The following is a 16,993-nucleotide window of genomic DNA, read 5'->3' as shown; positions in this document are numbered from 1 at the left end:
TGCAAAATTAGTTAATCGCGGCAAATCTCCAAATGATATTGACAAGAATAAGTTCTTTTGTCCGTTGCTAGTTTATTACTTTTGGCAAAAAATCAGGCTTTGAATAAAAGGAAAATCATTAACGACCCGGTCTACGGCTTTATATCCATATCCTCTGATTTGCTTTATGATCTCGTCGATCACCCTTATTTTCAGCGGTTAAGAAGGATCAAACAACTTGGGCTTGCGGATATTGTGTACCCGGGCGCGCTTCATACCCGCTTTCACCATGCACTTGGCGCGATGCACCTGATGAGCCAGGCATTGAAAGCTTTGCAGGAAAAAGGGCACATGATCTGGGAGCCGGAGCTTGAAGCGGCACAGGCGGCTATTCTGCTGCATGACCTTGGACACGGACCTTTTTCACACGTTCTGGAAAGCGTGCTGCTGACCGGCGTGGCGCATGAATCTATTACATTGGTGATGATGAAAGACCTGAACCGTCAGATGAATGGTAGGCTGGACATTGCCATTCAAATGTTTGAAGGAACCTACCCGCGTCGCTTTTTTCACCAGATGATTTCCAGTCAGCTTGATATGGACAGAATGGACTACCTCAACCGCGATAGTTTCTATACGGGCGTTATCGAGGGGTCAATAGGGGCTGACCGGTTGATCAAGATGTTGGATATCAGCAAGGACCAGCTGGTAGTAGAGGAAAAAGGACTACTTAGCATTGAGAATTTTCTTCACGCACGCAGGCTAATGTACTGGCAGGTGTACCTGCATAAGACGTTACTGAGCGCCCAGGCTATGCTTACCCAAATTCTGCGCCGCGCCCGCGAGCTTTCCGTAGCCGGAGAAAAACTGTTTGCCACACCAGACTTTGCTAGGTTTCTGCAAAATCAATATTCCATTTCCGACTTCGATTCACAACCTGATTTGTTGCAGGCCTTCAACGGTTTGGACGATAATGACGTATGGGCATCAGTGAAGGGGTGGAAGTCGCATCCTGATCCTGTTCTCTCAACGCTATGCGAAATGCTGCTCGACCGGAACTTGTTCAAGATCAGCTTTTACGATGCTCCTCCGGAAGAGGAAATTCTTTTACCATTTAGAAACCAGCTTCTGGACAATGGAATAGCGGAAAATCAGTTAACCTACTTTATGGTGAGCGGCGAGACGACCAACTGGGCTTATGCAAAAGAACAGGATCCGATCCGCGTGAAAATGAAGAATGGGGGCCTGCTTGACATTGCGGACGCGTCGGACATTCCAACCATTGAAGCACTGACTAAGATTGTACGCAAGTACTATGTATGTTGGGGTAAAAATGTATCTTTGCGTGGTTAGTCAGGATCATAACAAGAAAAAGCTTTTTTAAGAAATTGCACTACTTACTCGAATTAAATTACCCGAAATTAGCCAAAAAAATATGAAATTTACTGTCAGCGAGATTGCTCAAATGCTTGATGGAACTATTGTTGGAGATGAAAAAATTACGATTAATTCGGCTGCTAAAATAGAAGAAGGGCGTCCGGGATGTATTTCTTTTTTGGCCAATAGTAAATACGAATCCTTTATTTATACCACATTATCTTCCGCAGTCATTGTTAATCATGACTTCACTCCTAAAAAAGACATTGCGGCTACCCTTATATATGTAGACAACGCCTACACCGCCTTCACAATTCTGCTGGAAGAGTACCAAAAACGCCTCTCTAAAGAGAAAACCGGTGTGGAACAACCAAGTTTTATTGGGGAAAACAGTAAGTTGGGAGAGCATTGCTACCGTGGGGCATTCTCCTATATCGGTAAAAATTGTTCTATCGGACAAAGTGTAAAAATTTATCCCAATACCTATCTGGGCGACAACATTACCATCGGCGATTATTCGGTTATTCATCCGGGTGTACGTATTTATGATAATACGGTCATTGGTAAAAACTGTACTATTTTTGCGAACACCGTTATTGGCGGCGATGGTTTCGGCTTCGCCCCGCAGGCTGACGGAACATACAAGACGATACCCCAGCTTGGTAATGTAGTAATAGAAGATGATGTAAGCATTGGGTCCAATTCTACCATCGATTGCGCTACTATGGGATCTACCATTATCCGGCAAGGGGTGAAGATTGACAATCTGGTACAAATTGCACATAATGTAGAGATTGGAAAAAATACCGTAATTGCAGCGCAGTCCGGAATATCGGGTTCGACGACTATCGGAGAGCAATGCATTATCGCAGGGCAGGTAGGCATCACAGGACATATTACTGTGGCTAATCATACCAAAATTGGTGCCCAAAGTGGTCTCGGTAAATCCATTAAGAAAGAAGGCCTTTCGCTTTCAGGCTCGCCATCAAGGGATTTGAGCGAACATTTACGTTCGATGGCCCTGGTAAGACGGCTCCCTGGTATAGAGGAAAGACTGAAAGAACTGGAAAGTAAAAGTAAGATATCGGATTTTCAGGAAGAAAATTAACTGCTACCATCCCCATTGCGCCTTTAAGTAGAAAAGGATAATTTATAATGAACGAAAAACAACAAACCATTTCTAAGTCTGTATCCGTTACGGGAGTGGGTTTACATACGGGTGTAGTTGCAACAATGACATTTGTTCCTGCGCCAGCCAATCACGGATATAAGTTTCAACGTGTTGATTTACCCGACCAACCGATTGTAGATGCAGATGTTGATAATGTTGTAGATCTCTCGCGGGGCACGACCATTGAACAGAATGGTGCCAGGATTCACACCGTGGAGCACACGCTTGCAGCATTGGTAGGCTTACAGATTGATAATGTACTGATCCAGCTCGACGGCCCGGAGCCCCCGATCATGGACGGAAGTTCTATCAACTTTGTAGATGCGCTGCTTGATGCCGGAATTGAAGAACAGAATGCGTACCGTAACTATTTCGAAGTTTCGGAATATGTACATTATATCAATAAAGATAAAGATACTGAACTGGCCGCATTGCCGCTGTCGGATTACCGGTTGACGGTTATGGTGGATTATAATTCTACCGTCATCAGCAGCCAGCATGCTTCTTTGAATGACATTACCTTGTTCAAAGATGAAATCGCAAAATGCCGGACGTTTGTTTTTCTGCACGAGCTGGAAGCTTTGTACCGTCAAAACCTGATTAAAGGTGGTGATCTGACGAACGCCATCGTGATCGTGGACAGAGAGGTGCAGGACGGCGAACTGGATCATTTATCCCAACTTTTGAATAAACCGAAAGTCAGTGTCAATAAGTCAAGAGGAGTGCTGAACAACATTGATCTGCATTACCCGAATGAAATGGCGCGACATAAGCTGCTCGATCTGATCGGAGACCTTGCCCTGATCGGTCGTCCTATCAAAGCACAGATCCTGGCGGCGAGGCCCGGGCACGCAGCGAATGTAGCTCTTGCCAAGAAAATCAAAAAACTGATTAAATCTGGCAAAGGGGACATTCCACAATACGATCCTAATAAAGCCCCTGTATTTGATATTAACCAGATCGGACAGTTATTGGCCCACCGCTATCCTTTCCAGATGATTGATAAGATCATTGCATTGGACGAAAACAGCGTGGTAGGTGTGAAAAATGTGACGATCAACGAACAGTTTTTCCTGGGACATTTTCCCGGAAATCCTGTAATGCCTGGCGTTCTGCAATTGGAAGCAATGGCGCAGACGGGCGGTATCCTGGTTCTGACAAGTGTACCCGACCCGGATAATTACTGGCCATACCTGATTGGTATTGATGCCTGCCGCTTCCGGCGCAATGTTTTCCCCGGAGACACAGTTATTTTCAAATGCGAGTTCACGTCTCCGATGAAAAGGGGGATCGTCAAAATGAGTGGCCGGGGTTATGTAGCCGGACAATTGGTGTGTGAAGCGGACATGATAGCAAGCCTGGTAAAGAAAAAATGACTCAATCATTAGCATATATTCATCCTGGCGCTAAGATCGCTCAGAATGTAGAAATCGAACCATTCGCAATGATCCACGCCGATGTTGAAATCGGTGAAGGGACTTGGATTGGATCACACGCTGTAATCAATTCAGGGGCACGCATTGGCAAGAACTGCCGGATATTTCCCGGCGTCGTGATCTCAGCCACTCCGCAGGACCTGAAATACAATAATGAGTATACTTTGACGATCATCGGCGACAACACCACGATCAGGGAATATGCGACCATCAGCAGAGGAACGGAAGAGCACTGGAAAACAGTAGTTGGCTCCGACTGCCTGATCATGGCATACGCGCACGTAGCACACGACTGCCGGGTTGGAAACAACTGTATCATTGGTAACAATGTGCAAATGGCAGGCCATGTTCACGTTGGTGACTGGGCGATTGTGAGTGCATTGAGTGCTGTACATCAGTTTGTTAAAATCGGCCCGCATTCATTTGTATCGGGAGCATCTCTGGTTCGTAAAGACGTTCCACCGTTTACAAAAGCAGCCCGCGAGCCAATATCCTATGTAGGGATTAACTCAGTAGGGCTAAGACGCAGGGGTTACAGCAATGAAAAAATTGTTGATATCCAGAACATTTACCGCTATATCTACATGAAGGGGCTTAACAATGCAGAGGCTCTTCAAAAGATCGAGCTGGAATTGCCGCCTTCGAATGAAAGGGATGAGATCATTAACTTTATCCGTAACTCGGAAAGAGGGATTATGAAAAGCCCTTTTCAGACTAATAGTACCACAGATACAGAAGCACAGCCTTGATCTAAAAATATTTGATTACAAAAAAGGCTCCATTGGAGCCTTTTTTGTTGTGTTATGTCTTAATAAACAACTAGTTCGTCGCCTTCTTTAATGGTGCCAATGTCTTTGATAACCATATTCTGGCCGAACAAGACCTTGTTATTTACTCGTCTGTATGAAGCCAATGTTTTTAGAGGCTCCGCACCTTTTTCAGCAGTTTCAGGGTTGATCGTGGTCAATACACACCTGGCGCACGGTTTTACTACTTCAAAATTTAAATCGCCAATAGTAATGTTCTTCCAATGATCCTCAGCAAAAGCATCGGTCCCGGTCACGACAAAATTGGGCCTGAATCGCACCATTGAAATGGGTTCAGCTAACCGGGAATTGAGATCGTCCAGCGAAGCCTGCGAAATGACCAGATAGGGGAAGCCGTCTGCAAAGCTGACATTCTCATCATTTTTGGCATATCTTGGATCGGCCTTGCGGAATGAGATGTCCGGCATCATAACCAGCCGCAGATTTTGGTCTAATATGTTGCTAAGCCAGATATCAGTCTCTTCGCAAACTGTCACCGCTTCCACCACATCATCCCACACAGTCACCGTCACCTTTCCGGCAGATGCTGGTTTATACGGCACAGTTACCGAGTTTCCAGGCTCCGGGCGGTAAGAGATTTTCAGTCCTTCGGAAAGCAATTCGACATCGATCAGCGCCATTTTTGTAAATGCTCGCTGCGTTATGAAAACATCATTTTCGTCAATGATCATCCACCGGCGGTCGTGCTGCAAGCCACGTTCCTCAGTTTTTGCTTCGGTGAGCCGGATTCCGCCCAATGACTTTACGGGATACACCCAAATTTCGGACAATAGCATTTTGAATTGGTTATTACTCAATAGTCACTTTTCTCACGCGATTGTTGAAGGAATCAGTAACATACAAATTCCCGTCGTTATCAAATGTGCTCCCCTGGGGAAAATAAAATTTCGCATCATTGCCCGGTCCTTCCACATAGCCCAGGTTTCCCGGCTGCCCGGCGAGCGTGGTTACCATCCCGTCCGGATAAATCAGCCTGATGCAATGGTTATACAGATCGGTCACATACAGATTGCCCATTTTGTCAATCTGCACATTGCTGGGTTGATTGAACATCGCGTTTTTTGAACTACCATCTTTGAAGCCGTTTTGTTCCGGCTTTCCCGCAAATGTGCTGACCATTCCGTCAGAAGTTATTTTACGGATGCAATGGTTATGCTTGTCGGCCACAAAAATGTTTCCTTCTTCATCGAAGGTCAGATGTGCAGGGAAATAGAATTTTGCTTCCCGCAATTTCCCATCCGCGTAGCCGGGAGTGCTTCCGGCGAAGGTCGTGACCTGACCATCAGGAGTTATTTTTCTGATCACACCGTTCTCCGTGTCACAGATCCACAAAGTTCCGGCTTTGTCCAGCTTGACCCCGTAAGGTTTCTTAAATCGGGCTGTTTTTAAATCGCCGTCCGCCAGTCCCTCCCGGTCGGGATCACCGGCAATGGTGGTTAATGTGCCGTCGGGTGCTATTTTGCGGATTGCGCTATTCTGATGGTCAGCTACGTAAATTGTTCCGTCAGGCCCCAGCTCTATCCCGATCGGGAATTTCATGCGGGCCTGATCTCCTTTCCCGTCTTTAAAACCCGAATGTGGTGCCCCAGCGATGGAAGTAACCGTTCCGTCCGGCGCGATTTTCCGAACCATGCAATTGCCCTGATCGGTCATGTAAAGTGTTCCCTTGGTTTCAAAAATGATTTTATAGGGCCCTTCAAACTTGACAGAATCCCGCGGACCATCTGCAAAACCTTTTTGTCCCCCCGTAAAGTAGCTGGTAGTAGCTTTATAGATGTACCTGAACTTATCAGTCGAAGTGAAGTTTTTTCCCTTAATCGAAATAACCACAGCTCCATAGCCGCATTTGTCAGGAACTGTGACAGTGATTTCCTTATTATTTACTGATTTTATGGTTGCTGAAAGGCCGTTTATTTTTACCGAAATATCATTGGAAGAAGTTCCGAAATTTTCGCCTTTGATCGTGATCAGGGTAGCTTTGGGACCTGAATCAGGCGTGAAACCTACCAGTACAGGCGTGGGATCGGGGACTTCTGTCGGGTCTGGTTTTTCTTTGCAGGATATCCAGATTGATGATGTGATGAAGATCAAAGAAATGATAATGGCTCTCATGGATTCACAAGGAATTTGGTCGTAATCTGCTGGGATTGTGATTCGGCTTTGAGTATATAAATGCCGCTGCGAAGCGAAGAAATATCCAACTCAGTTTTTCCGCCAGTCAGTATTTTGCTCTGTTTAATGAGTACTATACCCGAAATATCAGTAACGGAAAGTTCAATATCCTGCGATTTTGATGGAAACTCAACTACCATTTTATTTTGGCCCGGATTCGGATAGATCTTAAACTGAACTTGTGCTGAGGATGGTATGGCGGTAATGATTGGTTTTGCAGGTTTTGGAAATGTCAGCTCCCATATTTGTCCCTGTCCTTCTAATACATAAAGTTTGTTATCAACAATCCTTGAATCGGTAGGATTTCTGAAATTGGCAGCGATACTATATGCATTCAGGCTGTAATCGTCACCGGCGGCATTTTTCTTTAGATCAAGCATCACCAGGTCCTGCCCCGGATCCTGCATAGGCCCGTACGATTCGGATCCTTCCTGAAAATTGAGTACAAAACCTTTGCCCGTATATTCGCCACCAAAAGTGGATTGAGTATCAAATGACAATCCCAAAGGGGAACGATGGCCTGTAAATGTACTGATCGTCTTTCCATTGTCACTGGCATCCATTACTTTCCCGGTGACGGCGTCCCGGTACTTATCAGCGTCTGGTCCGGCGTTCTGGATCGGTTTACGAAATGTCAGATTTTTTGGTTTTTGTGGAAAATTCTTGTCGTCATGAAAAGCACCGATCTGGTAACCAGTGTACGCATGATTGAGTAATTTGTCTGCTTCGGCCTCATATCCTGTAAACTGCATTGGCGTATCATTTCCGCCCATTTCCCACGGAAAGCCATAGTGTGCGCCTGGTCGTATCCAGTTCATTTCCTCCGGATCATCCCGGTCGCCGGAATTCTCAACGCTGAACAAATCACCATTTGCAGCAAATGCCAGACTAAAAGCATTGCGTACACCCCGAACATAGATATAAGGAGCAAGTGCGGCAGAATCATTGGGCAGCAGCAGATTTTCGGTACTGGCAGGAAGCTTAAAAATAGAGCTGGTCAATGCAATTTCACGCAAATTGGGGTAGCGGCCTTCATTGTCCTTCACCTCGCCGTGATCGGTCCGGGAGCCGCTGGCGATAAATATATCCTTACCATCGGGTGAAAAGCAGATCGCACTAAAAGCGTGATCAAACAATGTTTTGGAAGAAGCGTGCTCAGCGGTTTTGAAAATGTCAGTCCAGGTCATTTTACCGGAAGTGATTTTCGCTTTCACTGCTTTGCCATAACCCGAAACACCCTGCTGAATTACTACGTTACCGACGAGATATATCGTTCCTTCATGCAATGCAAGTCCTTGCAGATAATTGATCTGATGATCTTGCGAAGTAGCCAATCTTTGGATAGCGTAATTGCCGGAAGCATCGGGTGCAAGATGAAAAAGCTCTCCGTTCCACGCTATGGTATAGAAGGACTTGTCGGAGGCATCGTAGACAATTCTTGTCTGCGTATCTGTATTGTCAATTTTAAAGAAAGACCGGATTGTAATATCGTTGCGCAGCACACTGGGAGTTTGGGCCAAAGCAGGTTGAAAGCTTATTACCAACGACAAAACTGTAAATAAACAGAAGAAAACGTGTTTCATAAATCGTTGATTAGTAAGGTCTCAGAATTCCATTCTCGCAAGCGGACTGACGGTTTGGTCACAAAACTCGTTTGCTAAAAACTTGTAATGTGCTGCAATGGCGATCATTGCGGCATTATCGGTACAATATTCGAATGCAGGAATGTATACTTTCCAATCCAGTTTTTCGCCCAGTTCAATGATGGATTTTCTCAGCCCCGAGTTGGCAGAAACGCCACCGGCAATGGCAATTTGTTTAATACCGGATTCCCGGGCTGCTTTTTTGAGTTTTTTCAACAAAATATCAACCAATGTATGTTGAATACTAGCACAAATGTCTTCCTTATTTTGAGTAATGAAATCCGGATTTTCCCTCACCTGTTTTTGTAAAAAATACATAAACGAAGTCTTGATACCACTAAAAGAAAAATCCAGCCCGGGCATTTCCGGCAGAGGGAAAGGATAGGCCAACGGGTTACCCAGAGCAGCATATTTGTCGATCAATGGTCCGCCGGGATAAGGTAAGTCCATGAGTTTCGCCGTTTTATCAAACGCTTCTCCCACAGCGTCGTCCTTGGTTTCGCCAATGATTTCCATTTCGAGCGGACTGGTCACTTTCACGATCTGCGTGTGTCCTCCGCTTACGGTCAGGCAGAGAAATGGAAAGCCAGGTTTAGGGTCGTCGATGAAGTGCGCGAGCACGTGGGCTTGCATGTGATTGATCTCGATCAGCGGAATGTCGAGGCCCAGCGCCATCGACTTTGCAAACGACGTACCTACCAGTAAAGCGCCCAATAAACCCGGTCCTTTGGTAAAAGCAATGGCATCCAGGTCTTTTTTTGCTACTTTTGCATCATTCAATGCTTTATCTACTACCGGCAGAATGTGTTGTTGATGAGCCCGCGAGGCAAGTTCAGGGACAACACCGCCGTATTGTGTGTGAATGAGTTGCGTAGCAACAACATTGGAGCGGATTTTCCCGTTAGTTATTACGGCTGCGGAGGTTTCGTCGCAAGACGATTCAATGGCGAGAATGTTCATATTTGATGAAATATTCGCAAAATTAAGCATTAACAATAAGATAAGCAGTATCCCGCTGCGAAGCTGTATATGTTAAAATTCCTGAAGGCGTTTGGCAATGGTCTGATTGTGGTTATTATCTTCGCGCTGCTTGCGCTGGGTATTGCTACCATTGCTCTGCAACTTCCATCAGTCCAAACCTGGGCCGTCCGGCTCGCCACCAGCAACATTTCAGAAAAGCTGGGCTACCCCATTACGATTCAAAAAGTCAATATCAAATGGTTCGATGTCGTGTCGCTGGAAGGGATTTCAGTGAAGGATACCAATCGGAAAGACATGATCGACGTCGGCCGGATCGATGTCAATCTAAATGTCAATAACATCATTGAAAACGCTTCGAAGGAAATATACCTGGACGAAGTGGATATTTTTCAGCCCAATGTACACCTGATTGTCGAACCGGAATCCGGGTCGCTGAATATGGATGGCTTTATCGAAAAGATCAACGAACTCACCAGGCCTGCGATACCCCGGCCCCCTAATGCGCCCGAAAACAATACACCGTTTATTATTGGCAAATCAAAAGTCATTGACGGGACATTTCGCTACGACGACCCCCGCAAGTCAAGGGACAAAGGTGCGAGGGTGTTCGACTATTCGCATTTTGAACTGAATCACCTGTATGGCGATTTGAAAAATTTCCTGGTTCAGGGGGATACCATTTCTTTTCTTGCTAAAAACCTGCAAACGGTTGATAAGCAGACTGGTTTGGCGATGCACGACCTGGATACCCGGTTTTTATTCTGTCAAAAAAAGATGGAATTGAAAGAGCTGGACGCCAGAATAGGGAATTCCTACCTGAAAGACGAAGTCATATTCTACTATAACCGTTCGGGCGAGCTGGGGGATTTTAACCATAAGATCCGGATGAAAGGACATTTGGTGGGGAGCCACGTGGATTCCAGGGACTTGGGGCTTTTTTCAAGCTATGTAGACAACCTGCATGAAACCTGGCGGATCTCAGGCGATTTCAATGGCAAAGTGGATGATTTCATGCTATCCAATACCGACCTGCGTTTTGGAAAAGCAAGCAGGCTGGTTGGTAATATTGGTTTCAAAGGCTTGCCAACCATTGAAGGAGTCCAAATGGATATCGCCTTATCATTATCCAAAATTGACCCCGCCGACATTGTCCAGTACTATCCGGAATGGGACATGCACCCGACCATGCAAAAATTCGGGCTGACGCTGGTGGATGGCACATTCAAAGGTACATTGGAGGATTTTGCTGTGAATGCTTCCGCGTCTTCCTCAATGGGTGAGGTTGCAGGAGACCTGGTTTTTCATATCGCCGATCCCAAAACCACTACCTACTCCGGAATAATAAAAACATCAGCATTCGAATTGGGCAAGCTGATCGACGATGAAGAAACGTGGCAGCAGCTTGATTTTGACGGGAAAATATATGGGAAGGGTTTAGAGCTGCAATTTGCCTCGACGGATCTGAATGCGCAGGTTGGCAAAATAGGTTTCCGACATTATGATTACAGGAATATCCGGCTGAAAGGTAATTTGCAAAACCAATATTTCAATGGAGAGGTCAGCGCCAAAGACAGCAATTTTGTGGTGAGCCTGGATGGTGAATTTGATCTTTCAAAACCTAAAAACTCATTCAATGTGAAAGGCATCATTGAGAAGGTGAATTTGAAAGAATTGGGTTATACCAAAGATCAGATCACGCTGCGTACCCAGCTGAATATCAATGTTACCGGGAATACTGTCGATGAACTGACGGGCGATGCGAAATTGCTGAATACCTATCTGCTGATGACCAACAAGGAACGGAATCTGGTGATCGACACGCTCGTGTTCTCTTCTCGGCAACAGGCGGATAAGCGCAGCCTGCATTTGGAAAGTGAGTTTTTATCGGCCAAAGTGGAAGGCAATTTCCTCCCGACCCAGGCTTGGAAAGATGTAGGCGGTGTGCTGGGAGAGTATAAGCTGTATTTCTTCGAAAACGCGGCCAAGAGGGCGGAATACTATGCCAAAAAGCCAATACAGTCCGTGCAAAACCGGTACCAGATTGACTATGAGGTGCAGACAAGGAATCTCTCCCGTTTTCTCGCGTTTCTGAGTCCAGACATTTATGTATCGCGTGGCGCCCGGGCTGAGGGTACTTTTAAAATGGATAACACGGCATTCCTTACATTGAATGCCACTTCCGATACGGTTCGCTATGGTATCAACCAGTTTGTGAAATCCGAGGTGGATGTGACGACTTCCAAGTTTGTCAACAGCGCGGAAGTACTGGCTTCGGTGCTCGTTACGTCTGACAAGCAACAGATGAGTGTGCTGGTCCCGACCGAAAAACTCGAACTGGAAGGTACCTGGGATGTGGATCACATCGATTTCAATGGAGCCTTACATCAGGTAAAAAGTACGAACAGGGCAAACCTGGCGGGGGAAATTCGGTTCTTACCGGCTGGTCTGGATATTAGTTTTAAAAATTCAAAACTGAACCTACTTGATGAGGAATGGAATGTTCCTTCTCAAAGCCTTATTTCGATCGTTGGGAAAAACATCAGCATGTCGAATCTCGGCCTGATCAGCGGGAAACAACGCATTTTCCTGAGTGGAATGGCATCTGATGATCCTGACAAAAGCTTGTTGCTCGATATCCGCAATTTCAAACTGGGAAGTCTTAATCCTGTGTTGAATACCAAATTGGCAGGGATAATGGATGGGTCCGCAAAGGTCAAAGACGTTTATAATAGTGTGATACTGGATGCCAATTTCAACATTGAAAGTCTGGGATACGGCAAGTATGAATTCGGAAACCTGTCGGGAACCGGTGATTGGGATCAGGTAACCAGCGCACTGGAAATTGATGCGCAACTCAATAAGAATGCGAGAAGAGTTTTCAATCTAACAGGTTCGTACCGGCCTAAGCTAAAGACCAATACGCTGAATCTCAAAGCGATTTTTAATCAGATTGATTTCAAAGCACTGGAACCATTTGCGGAAGGACTGATCTCGGACGTGGGCGGAACTGCGCAAGGTAGCGTGCTCATTAAAGGCGTGGTGAATGCACCGGTGCTCGAAGGATCGCTAATGGTGGAAAAAGGGAGAATGAAATTCGACTATTTGCAGTCGGTCTTTACTTTCAGCGATAAGATCAATTTTACGGAGAGTGAAATTACCGCGAATAATATCCTGGTCACTGACGCCGACGGCAATACAGCCACTGTGCGTGGCGGGGTTTTTCATGATGGTTTCAAATACTTTTCACTCGGTTTCAATGCGGATCTCCACAATTTCAAAATCCTCAATACCACGGCACGGGACAATACCACATTCTACGGAACGGCCTACGTAACCGGGCCGGTAGCCGTTTTCGGGCCGATTGATAATCTCAACATTGAAGCCAATGTGACCAGTAACAAAGGCACAAGGATACATATACCGTTGGACGGGGCCACGGAAGTTGCGACACAGGATTACATTCAATTTGTCAGCAAGCTAGCGCCCGTCGATAGTACCAATATCAGTTCTGTGGACTCGCTGCTCCGTAACCAGATTTCCGGCGGTATCAAGATGGATTTTAACTTCAACCTGACACCGGATGCGACTTGCGAGATTATCTTCGACAGGCAAACGGGCGACATTATCAGAGGAAACGGCAGCGGACGTTTGAACCTGAACATTGATACCAAGGGCGATTTCACAATGGCCGGGACTTATGAAATCGAAAGAGGCGAATACAATTTTACGCTTCAAAATATCATCAGCAAAAAATTCAACATCAAACCAGGCAGTCGCATTATATGGTCTGGCGATCCTTATGGGGCTCAGCTGGATGTGAAAGCCGGTTATACGCAAATGGTATCGCTGGCTGGCGTGTTGCCGAGTACCAGCACCACGGGAAGCTCGGGAGGCGATGCATTGTCAAGGCGTTACCCCGTAGAGGTGACGATAGGACTATCTGAGCGGCTGATGTCGCCGCTGATCCGTTATGATCTTAAGATTTTGGATAATCCTTCATTAAGTGCTTACCGGGGACAGTTGGAGGCATTTCAGAATAAGCTGAAATCGGACGAGCAGGAGCTGAGCCGGCAGGTGAGTAGCTTGCTGGTCGTGAACCAGTTGCTGCCGGAGACCAGTTTGGCGACGGTAGGGAGTCAGAATTTCCTGGGAAGCAGCATAAGCGAGCTGGTTTCGAACCAGATCAGCCGCTGGGCATCGGGTATCAATGAAAATCTGGAAGTAGGTGTGTCCGGTCTTTCGCTGGACCAGAATGCATTGAACAATTTACAGCTCAGGTTCTCTTACCGTTTTCTGAATGATCGTTTCCGGGTGACCAGGGATGGGCGTTTTACATCGGGCACGCAAAGCCAGAGTGGGGCTACACAGTACGATGCGGCCAGTTTGCTGGGCGAATGGACGCTGGAATACTGGCTTAATAGCAAAGGTTCGGTGCGAGTGAAAGCTTATAATCGAAACATTCAGAACAGTTTATACAGTAATACATTCACAACAGGCGGGGTAAGTATGCAGTTTACTCATAGCTTCAACCGCTTTATGCCGATGCCTAAGCCGGTGGTCAAGATCCCCTACATCATTCCAATCGATTCCACACGTCAGGACTCGACAGGCGGCAAAAAATTACTTTCTGAAAAGCAATCTACACGTTAGTACCTTCCGACAGTCCATGTTTAATGGCATGGATGCGGTCATTGAATTGAATATTGGGGAAGTCAATATCCGGAACACAAGTCGCGCCCAGATAATCCATCACCTCTTTCGGATGCGGAACACGCTTGCCAGTGGTAATGCTAATGTGCTTTGAAGTGGTCCAAAGCATGGTTTTCAATTCAGTTCGCAGATCATTGGTCATGAAATACTCGGTCACCATCGTGTCTTCATTGTAATAAATGACACGGGAAGTGATCCTCACCCATTCGCTGATGAGCGCGGGCCTTACGTATGCGATCTGATGCTGGTACACGACCCAGCTGGTGCGCAGCTCGCGGAACATTGCTTCAAAACTGAAACCATAAAGTTTCGAAACCTGGTCCTCGCGTGCATTGAAAAAGTATTCGAAATATTTGGAATTATTTAAATGCATTAAGGGATCACAATCCTGAAAACGGATGATCACCCTTGACTCCGCCTCGACCGGCATGTCTGATAGGTCAGCAGTAAAAAGCATGGTTTCTTAATTTATGTTTGTTAGAAGTGTTACTCTCCCCGGTACCTCACCGCCAGTCCGCTCAGCATATATCCTTCGCTTTTGACGCTGGTGTAGTACTTGTATTTGACATTAATAATGGCATCCGCACCTATTTTTTGGGCTTTGATAACCAACCGGGCCGTCAAAAGTTCTTTGGTTTTGGCATCATTTCCACGATACATCATTCTTTTATCCTGCGTTTGGCGGGCAGTGAGTGAATCTTCGCTGCTAATTTCCACTACTCCGATTTCCGAGTAGGGGCGTTCCAGCGGCTGGTTTTCGTAAAGCAATTCAATGGGGTACTTGGTATTCGTGGAGATAGGGATACCTCCGGCACAGCCAAGAAGCATACAGATTACGAGGAGAGCGGCGACAGCGCCTGTGTTTTTACTGAAAGTCATTACGTTTAACGGGGGTCATATTGGATAAAACTGCGAATCGGCTTCAAGAATTCCTGTGCATAACGGAAATATACCTGACTGATGTAAACCTATACCTAAAAAGGCACATAAAATGTTGCAACTACTTTTATTTTACCATTTGTCCCGAAGTGATTGCTTCTAGGGATATTCTGAATTATTTTCAGGGGTTATAAATCTAAACTAATTCATTTTAGTATGGTCATGAAATCTAAAAAAACCAATTTGTTTCGAAACGCGAACATTTTTGGATTGTTGTTAACTTCGATGTTAACAGCGCCGGTGTTTGCCCAGGAATTGCCCAAAGGCGTCAAGAAGATAGCCTCAGTGGAGGGAATTACGGAGTATAATCTGGAAAACGGCTTAAAAGTGCTGATGTTCCCTGATCCTTCCAAAGCAACAATCACGGTGAATGTAACTTACCTGGTAGGGTCTCGTCATGAGGGATACGGTGAAACGGGTATGGCGCATTTGCTGGAACATATGGTTTTTAAAGGAACTCCAAAGCACCCCAACATTCCACAAGAGCTGACTGAGCACGGGGCACGCCCGAACGGAAGCACGTGGTATGACCGTACCAATTATTTTGAGACTTTTTCGGCGACTGAGGAAAACCTGAAATGGGCACTTGACCTGGAATCAGACAGGATGATCAACTCATTTATTGCCAAGAAAGACCTGGACAGTGAGTTCAGTGTGGTACGCAATGAATTTGAATCAGGAGAGAACAATCCGTTCCGGGTACTGATGGAGCGTGTGATTTCCGGCGCATATTTGTGGCATAACTACGGTAAATCCACCATTGGGAACCGTTCCGACATTGAAAGGGTGCCTATCGATAACCTGCAAGCTTTTTATAGAAAGTTCTATCAGCCTGACAATGCGGTGTTGACGGTGGCCGGGAAAATTGATGAGCCTAAGACATTGGCGATGATCAATGAATATTTTGGTAAAATAGCGAAGCCAGCCCGCGAGTTGCCTAAGTCCTACACCGTGGAGCCGACGCAAGATGGGGAACGTTTTGTGGAATTGAAAAGAACAGGCGACGTGCAAATGCTGATGGCTTTGTACCACATTTCACCAGGCTCGCACGCCGACTACCCGCCCACGGAAGTACTGACCGAACTGCTCACCGCTGAGCCGAATGGTAAGCTTTATAAAAACCTTGTCAATACTAAAAAAGCATCGTCCGAGTTCGGGTTTGGTTTTCAGTTGTTTGATCCGGGTTTTGTTCTTTTTGGGGCGGAAATATTGAAGGAAAAATCAATTGACGAAGCAAGGAAAGCATTTATAGCAACACTGGATTCTGCCGCCATGGTGAAACCTTCGGCGGAGGATGTGGAGAGGGCTAAGACAACGATACTGAAAAACTGGGACCTGGAATTCCGTAATGCTGAGCGCGTGGGGTTGAGTATCAGTGAGGCGATCGCAACGGGCGACTGGCGTTTGGCTTTCCTTTTCCGTGACAATATCAGGAAGGTAACTGCTGATGATGTTTACCGGGTGGCCCAGTATTATTTCAAACCTTCCAACAGGACATTTGGAACATTTGTACCAGAGTCAAATTCGGTGAGGGCTGAGATTCCGGAGGCGCCGAAGATAGACGACCTTGTGAAAAATTACAAAGGAGAGGCCGTGGTGGCGGAAGGAGAGGCATTTGATCCATCACCATTGAATGTGGAAAGCCGTACAACCCGCATTGAAAAAGCAAATTCAATCGAAACTGCATTATTGCCCAAAACAACTCGGGGTAATGTGGTGGCTGCGAAGATCACCCTGCGCTATGGCGACGAGAAAAGC

12 protein-coding genes are annotated in these 16,993 nt (G+C 46.0%); 6 read left to right on the top strand and 6 right to left on the bottom strand.

Annotation, left to right across the window (positions count from 1 at the left end; genetic code table 11):
• Positions 1 to 99: 99 nt before the first annotated feature.
• The 4 genes from ABIO93_RS08045 (at position 100) to lpxA (ending at position 4,712) form a co-directional block, all read left to right on the top strand.
• Positions 100 to 1,332 carry an HD domain-containing protein gene (locus tag ABIO93_RS08045; protein ID WP_348066326.1) on the top strand — a complete coding sequence of 411 codons (1,233 nt, stop codon included), beginning with the start codon at positions 100 to 102 and terminating at the stop codon, positions 1,330 to 1,332.
• A gap of 82 nt (positions 1,333 to 1,414) precedes the next feature.
• Complete coding sequence (lpxD, locus tag ABIO93_RS08040) at positions 1,415 to 2,464, top strand: UDP-3-O-(3-hydroxymyristoyl)glucosamine N-acyltransferase (protein WP_348066324.1); 1,050 nt, start codon at positions 1,415 to 1,417, stop codon at positions 2,462 to 2,464.
• A 47-nt stretch (positions 2,465 to 2,511) separates the two neighbouring features.
• The gene (locus ABIO93_RS08035; protein WP_348066321.1) at positions 2,512 to 3,903 is read left to right on the top strand and encodes a bifunctional UDP-3-O-[3-hydroxymyristoyl] N-acetylglucosamine deacetylase/3-hydroxyacyl-ACP dehydratase; all 1,392 of its coding nucleotides are present in this window, start codon (positions 2,512 to 2,514) and stop codon (positions 3,901 to 3,903) included.
• Positions 3,900 to 4,712: an acyl-ACP--UDP-N-acetylglucosamine O-acyltransferase gene (lpxA, locus tag ABIO93_RS08030; RefSeq protein ID WP_348066319.1), complete on the top strand. Its 813-nt coding sequence runs from the start codon at positions 3,900 to 3,902 to the stop codon at positions 4,710 to 4,712. Before ABIO93_RS08035 ends, lpxA begins: the two co-directional genes overlap by 4 nt.
• A gap of 59 nt (positions 4,713 to 4,771) precedes the next feature.
• On the opposite strand, the gene ABIO93_RS08025 is transcribed toward lpxA, so the two are convergent.
• Genes ABIO93_RS08025 through tsaD form a run of 4 tightly spaced genes read right to left on the bottom strand, consistent with a single transcriptional unit; the run spans position 4,772 to position 9,565 of the window.
• Positions 4,772 to 5,566 carry an MOSC N-terminal beta barrel domain-containing protein gene (locus ABIO93_RS08025; protein WP_348066317.1) on the bottom strand — a complete coding sequence of 265 codons (795 nt, stop codon included), beginning with the start codon at positions 5,564 to 5,566 and terminating at the stop codon, positions 4,772 to 4,774.
• 13 nt (positions 5,567 to 5,579) lie between these two features.
• Positions 5,580 to 6,902, bottom strand: coding sequence for an IPT/TIG domain-containing protein (locus ABIO93_RS08020; protein ID WP_348066315.1), 1,323 nt, complete (start codon positions 6,900 to 6,902; stop codon positions 5,580 to 5,582).
• Positions 6,899 to 8,545, bottom strand: coding sequence for a T9SS type A sorting domain-containing protein (locus ABIO93_RS08015; protein ID WP_348066313.1), 1,647 nt, complete (start codon positions 8,543 to 8,545; stop codon positions 6,899 to 6,901). The genes ABIO93_RS08020 and ABIO93_RS08015 overlap by 4 nt, the downstream gene beginning before the upstream one ends.
• A gap of 21 nt (positions 8,546 to 8,566) precedes the next feature.
• Positions 8,567 to 9,565, bottom strand: a complete 999-nt coding sequence (gene tsaD, locus ABIO93_RS08010) for a tRNA (adenosine(37)-N6)-threonylcarbamoyltransferase complex transferase subunit TsaD (protein WP_348066311.1) — start codon at positions 9,563 to 9,565, stop codon at positions 8,567 to 8,569.
• Positions 9,566 to 9,634: 69 nt separating this feature from the next.
• Between tsaD and ABIO93_RS08005 the strand changes: the two genes are divergently transcribed.
• The gene (locus ABIO93_RS08005) at positions 9,635 to 14,236 is read left to right on the top strand and encodes a translocation/assembly module TamB domain-containing protein (protein ID WP_348066309.1); all 4,602 of its coding nucleotides are present in this window, start codon (positions 9,635 to 9,637) and stop codon (positions 14,234 to 14,236) included.
• On the opposite strand, the gene ABIO93_RS08000 is transcribed toward ABIO93_RS08005, so the two are convergent.
• A complete protein-coding gene (locus ABIO93_RS08000) occupies positions 14,226 to 14,753 on the bottom strand; it encodes an acyl-CoA thioesterase (RefSeq protein WP_348066307.1) in 528 nt (175 codons plus the stop codon). The genes ABIO93_RS08005 and ABIO93_RS08000 overlap by 11 nt on opposite strands.
• Positions 14,754 to 14,782: 29 nt before the next feature.
• Complete coding sequence (locus tag ABIO93_RS07995) at positions 14,783 to 15,175, bottom strand: hypothetical protein (protein WP_348066305.1); 393 nt, start codon at positions 15,173 to 15,175, stop codon at positions 14,783 to 14,785.
• 216 nt (positions 15,176 to 15,391) lie between these two features.
• Between ABIO93_RS07995 and ABIO93_RS07990 the strand changes: the two genes are divergently transcribed.
• Positions 15,392 to 16,993 (top strand): pitrilysin family protein (locus ABIO93_RS07990; RefSeq protein WP_348066303.1); only part of this gene is annotated, 1,602 nt, incomplete at its 3' end.

It is taken from the genome of Dyadobacter sp., assembly GCF_039919315.1.
Taxonomy (GTDB): domain Bacteria; phylum Bacteroidota; class Bacteroidia; order Cytophagales; family Spirosomataceae; genus Dyadobacter.
Note: the sequence above shows the minus strand (reverse complement) of the source record. Positions and strands in the feature narration are given on the sequence as shown.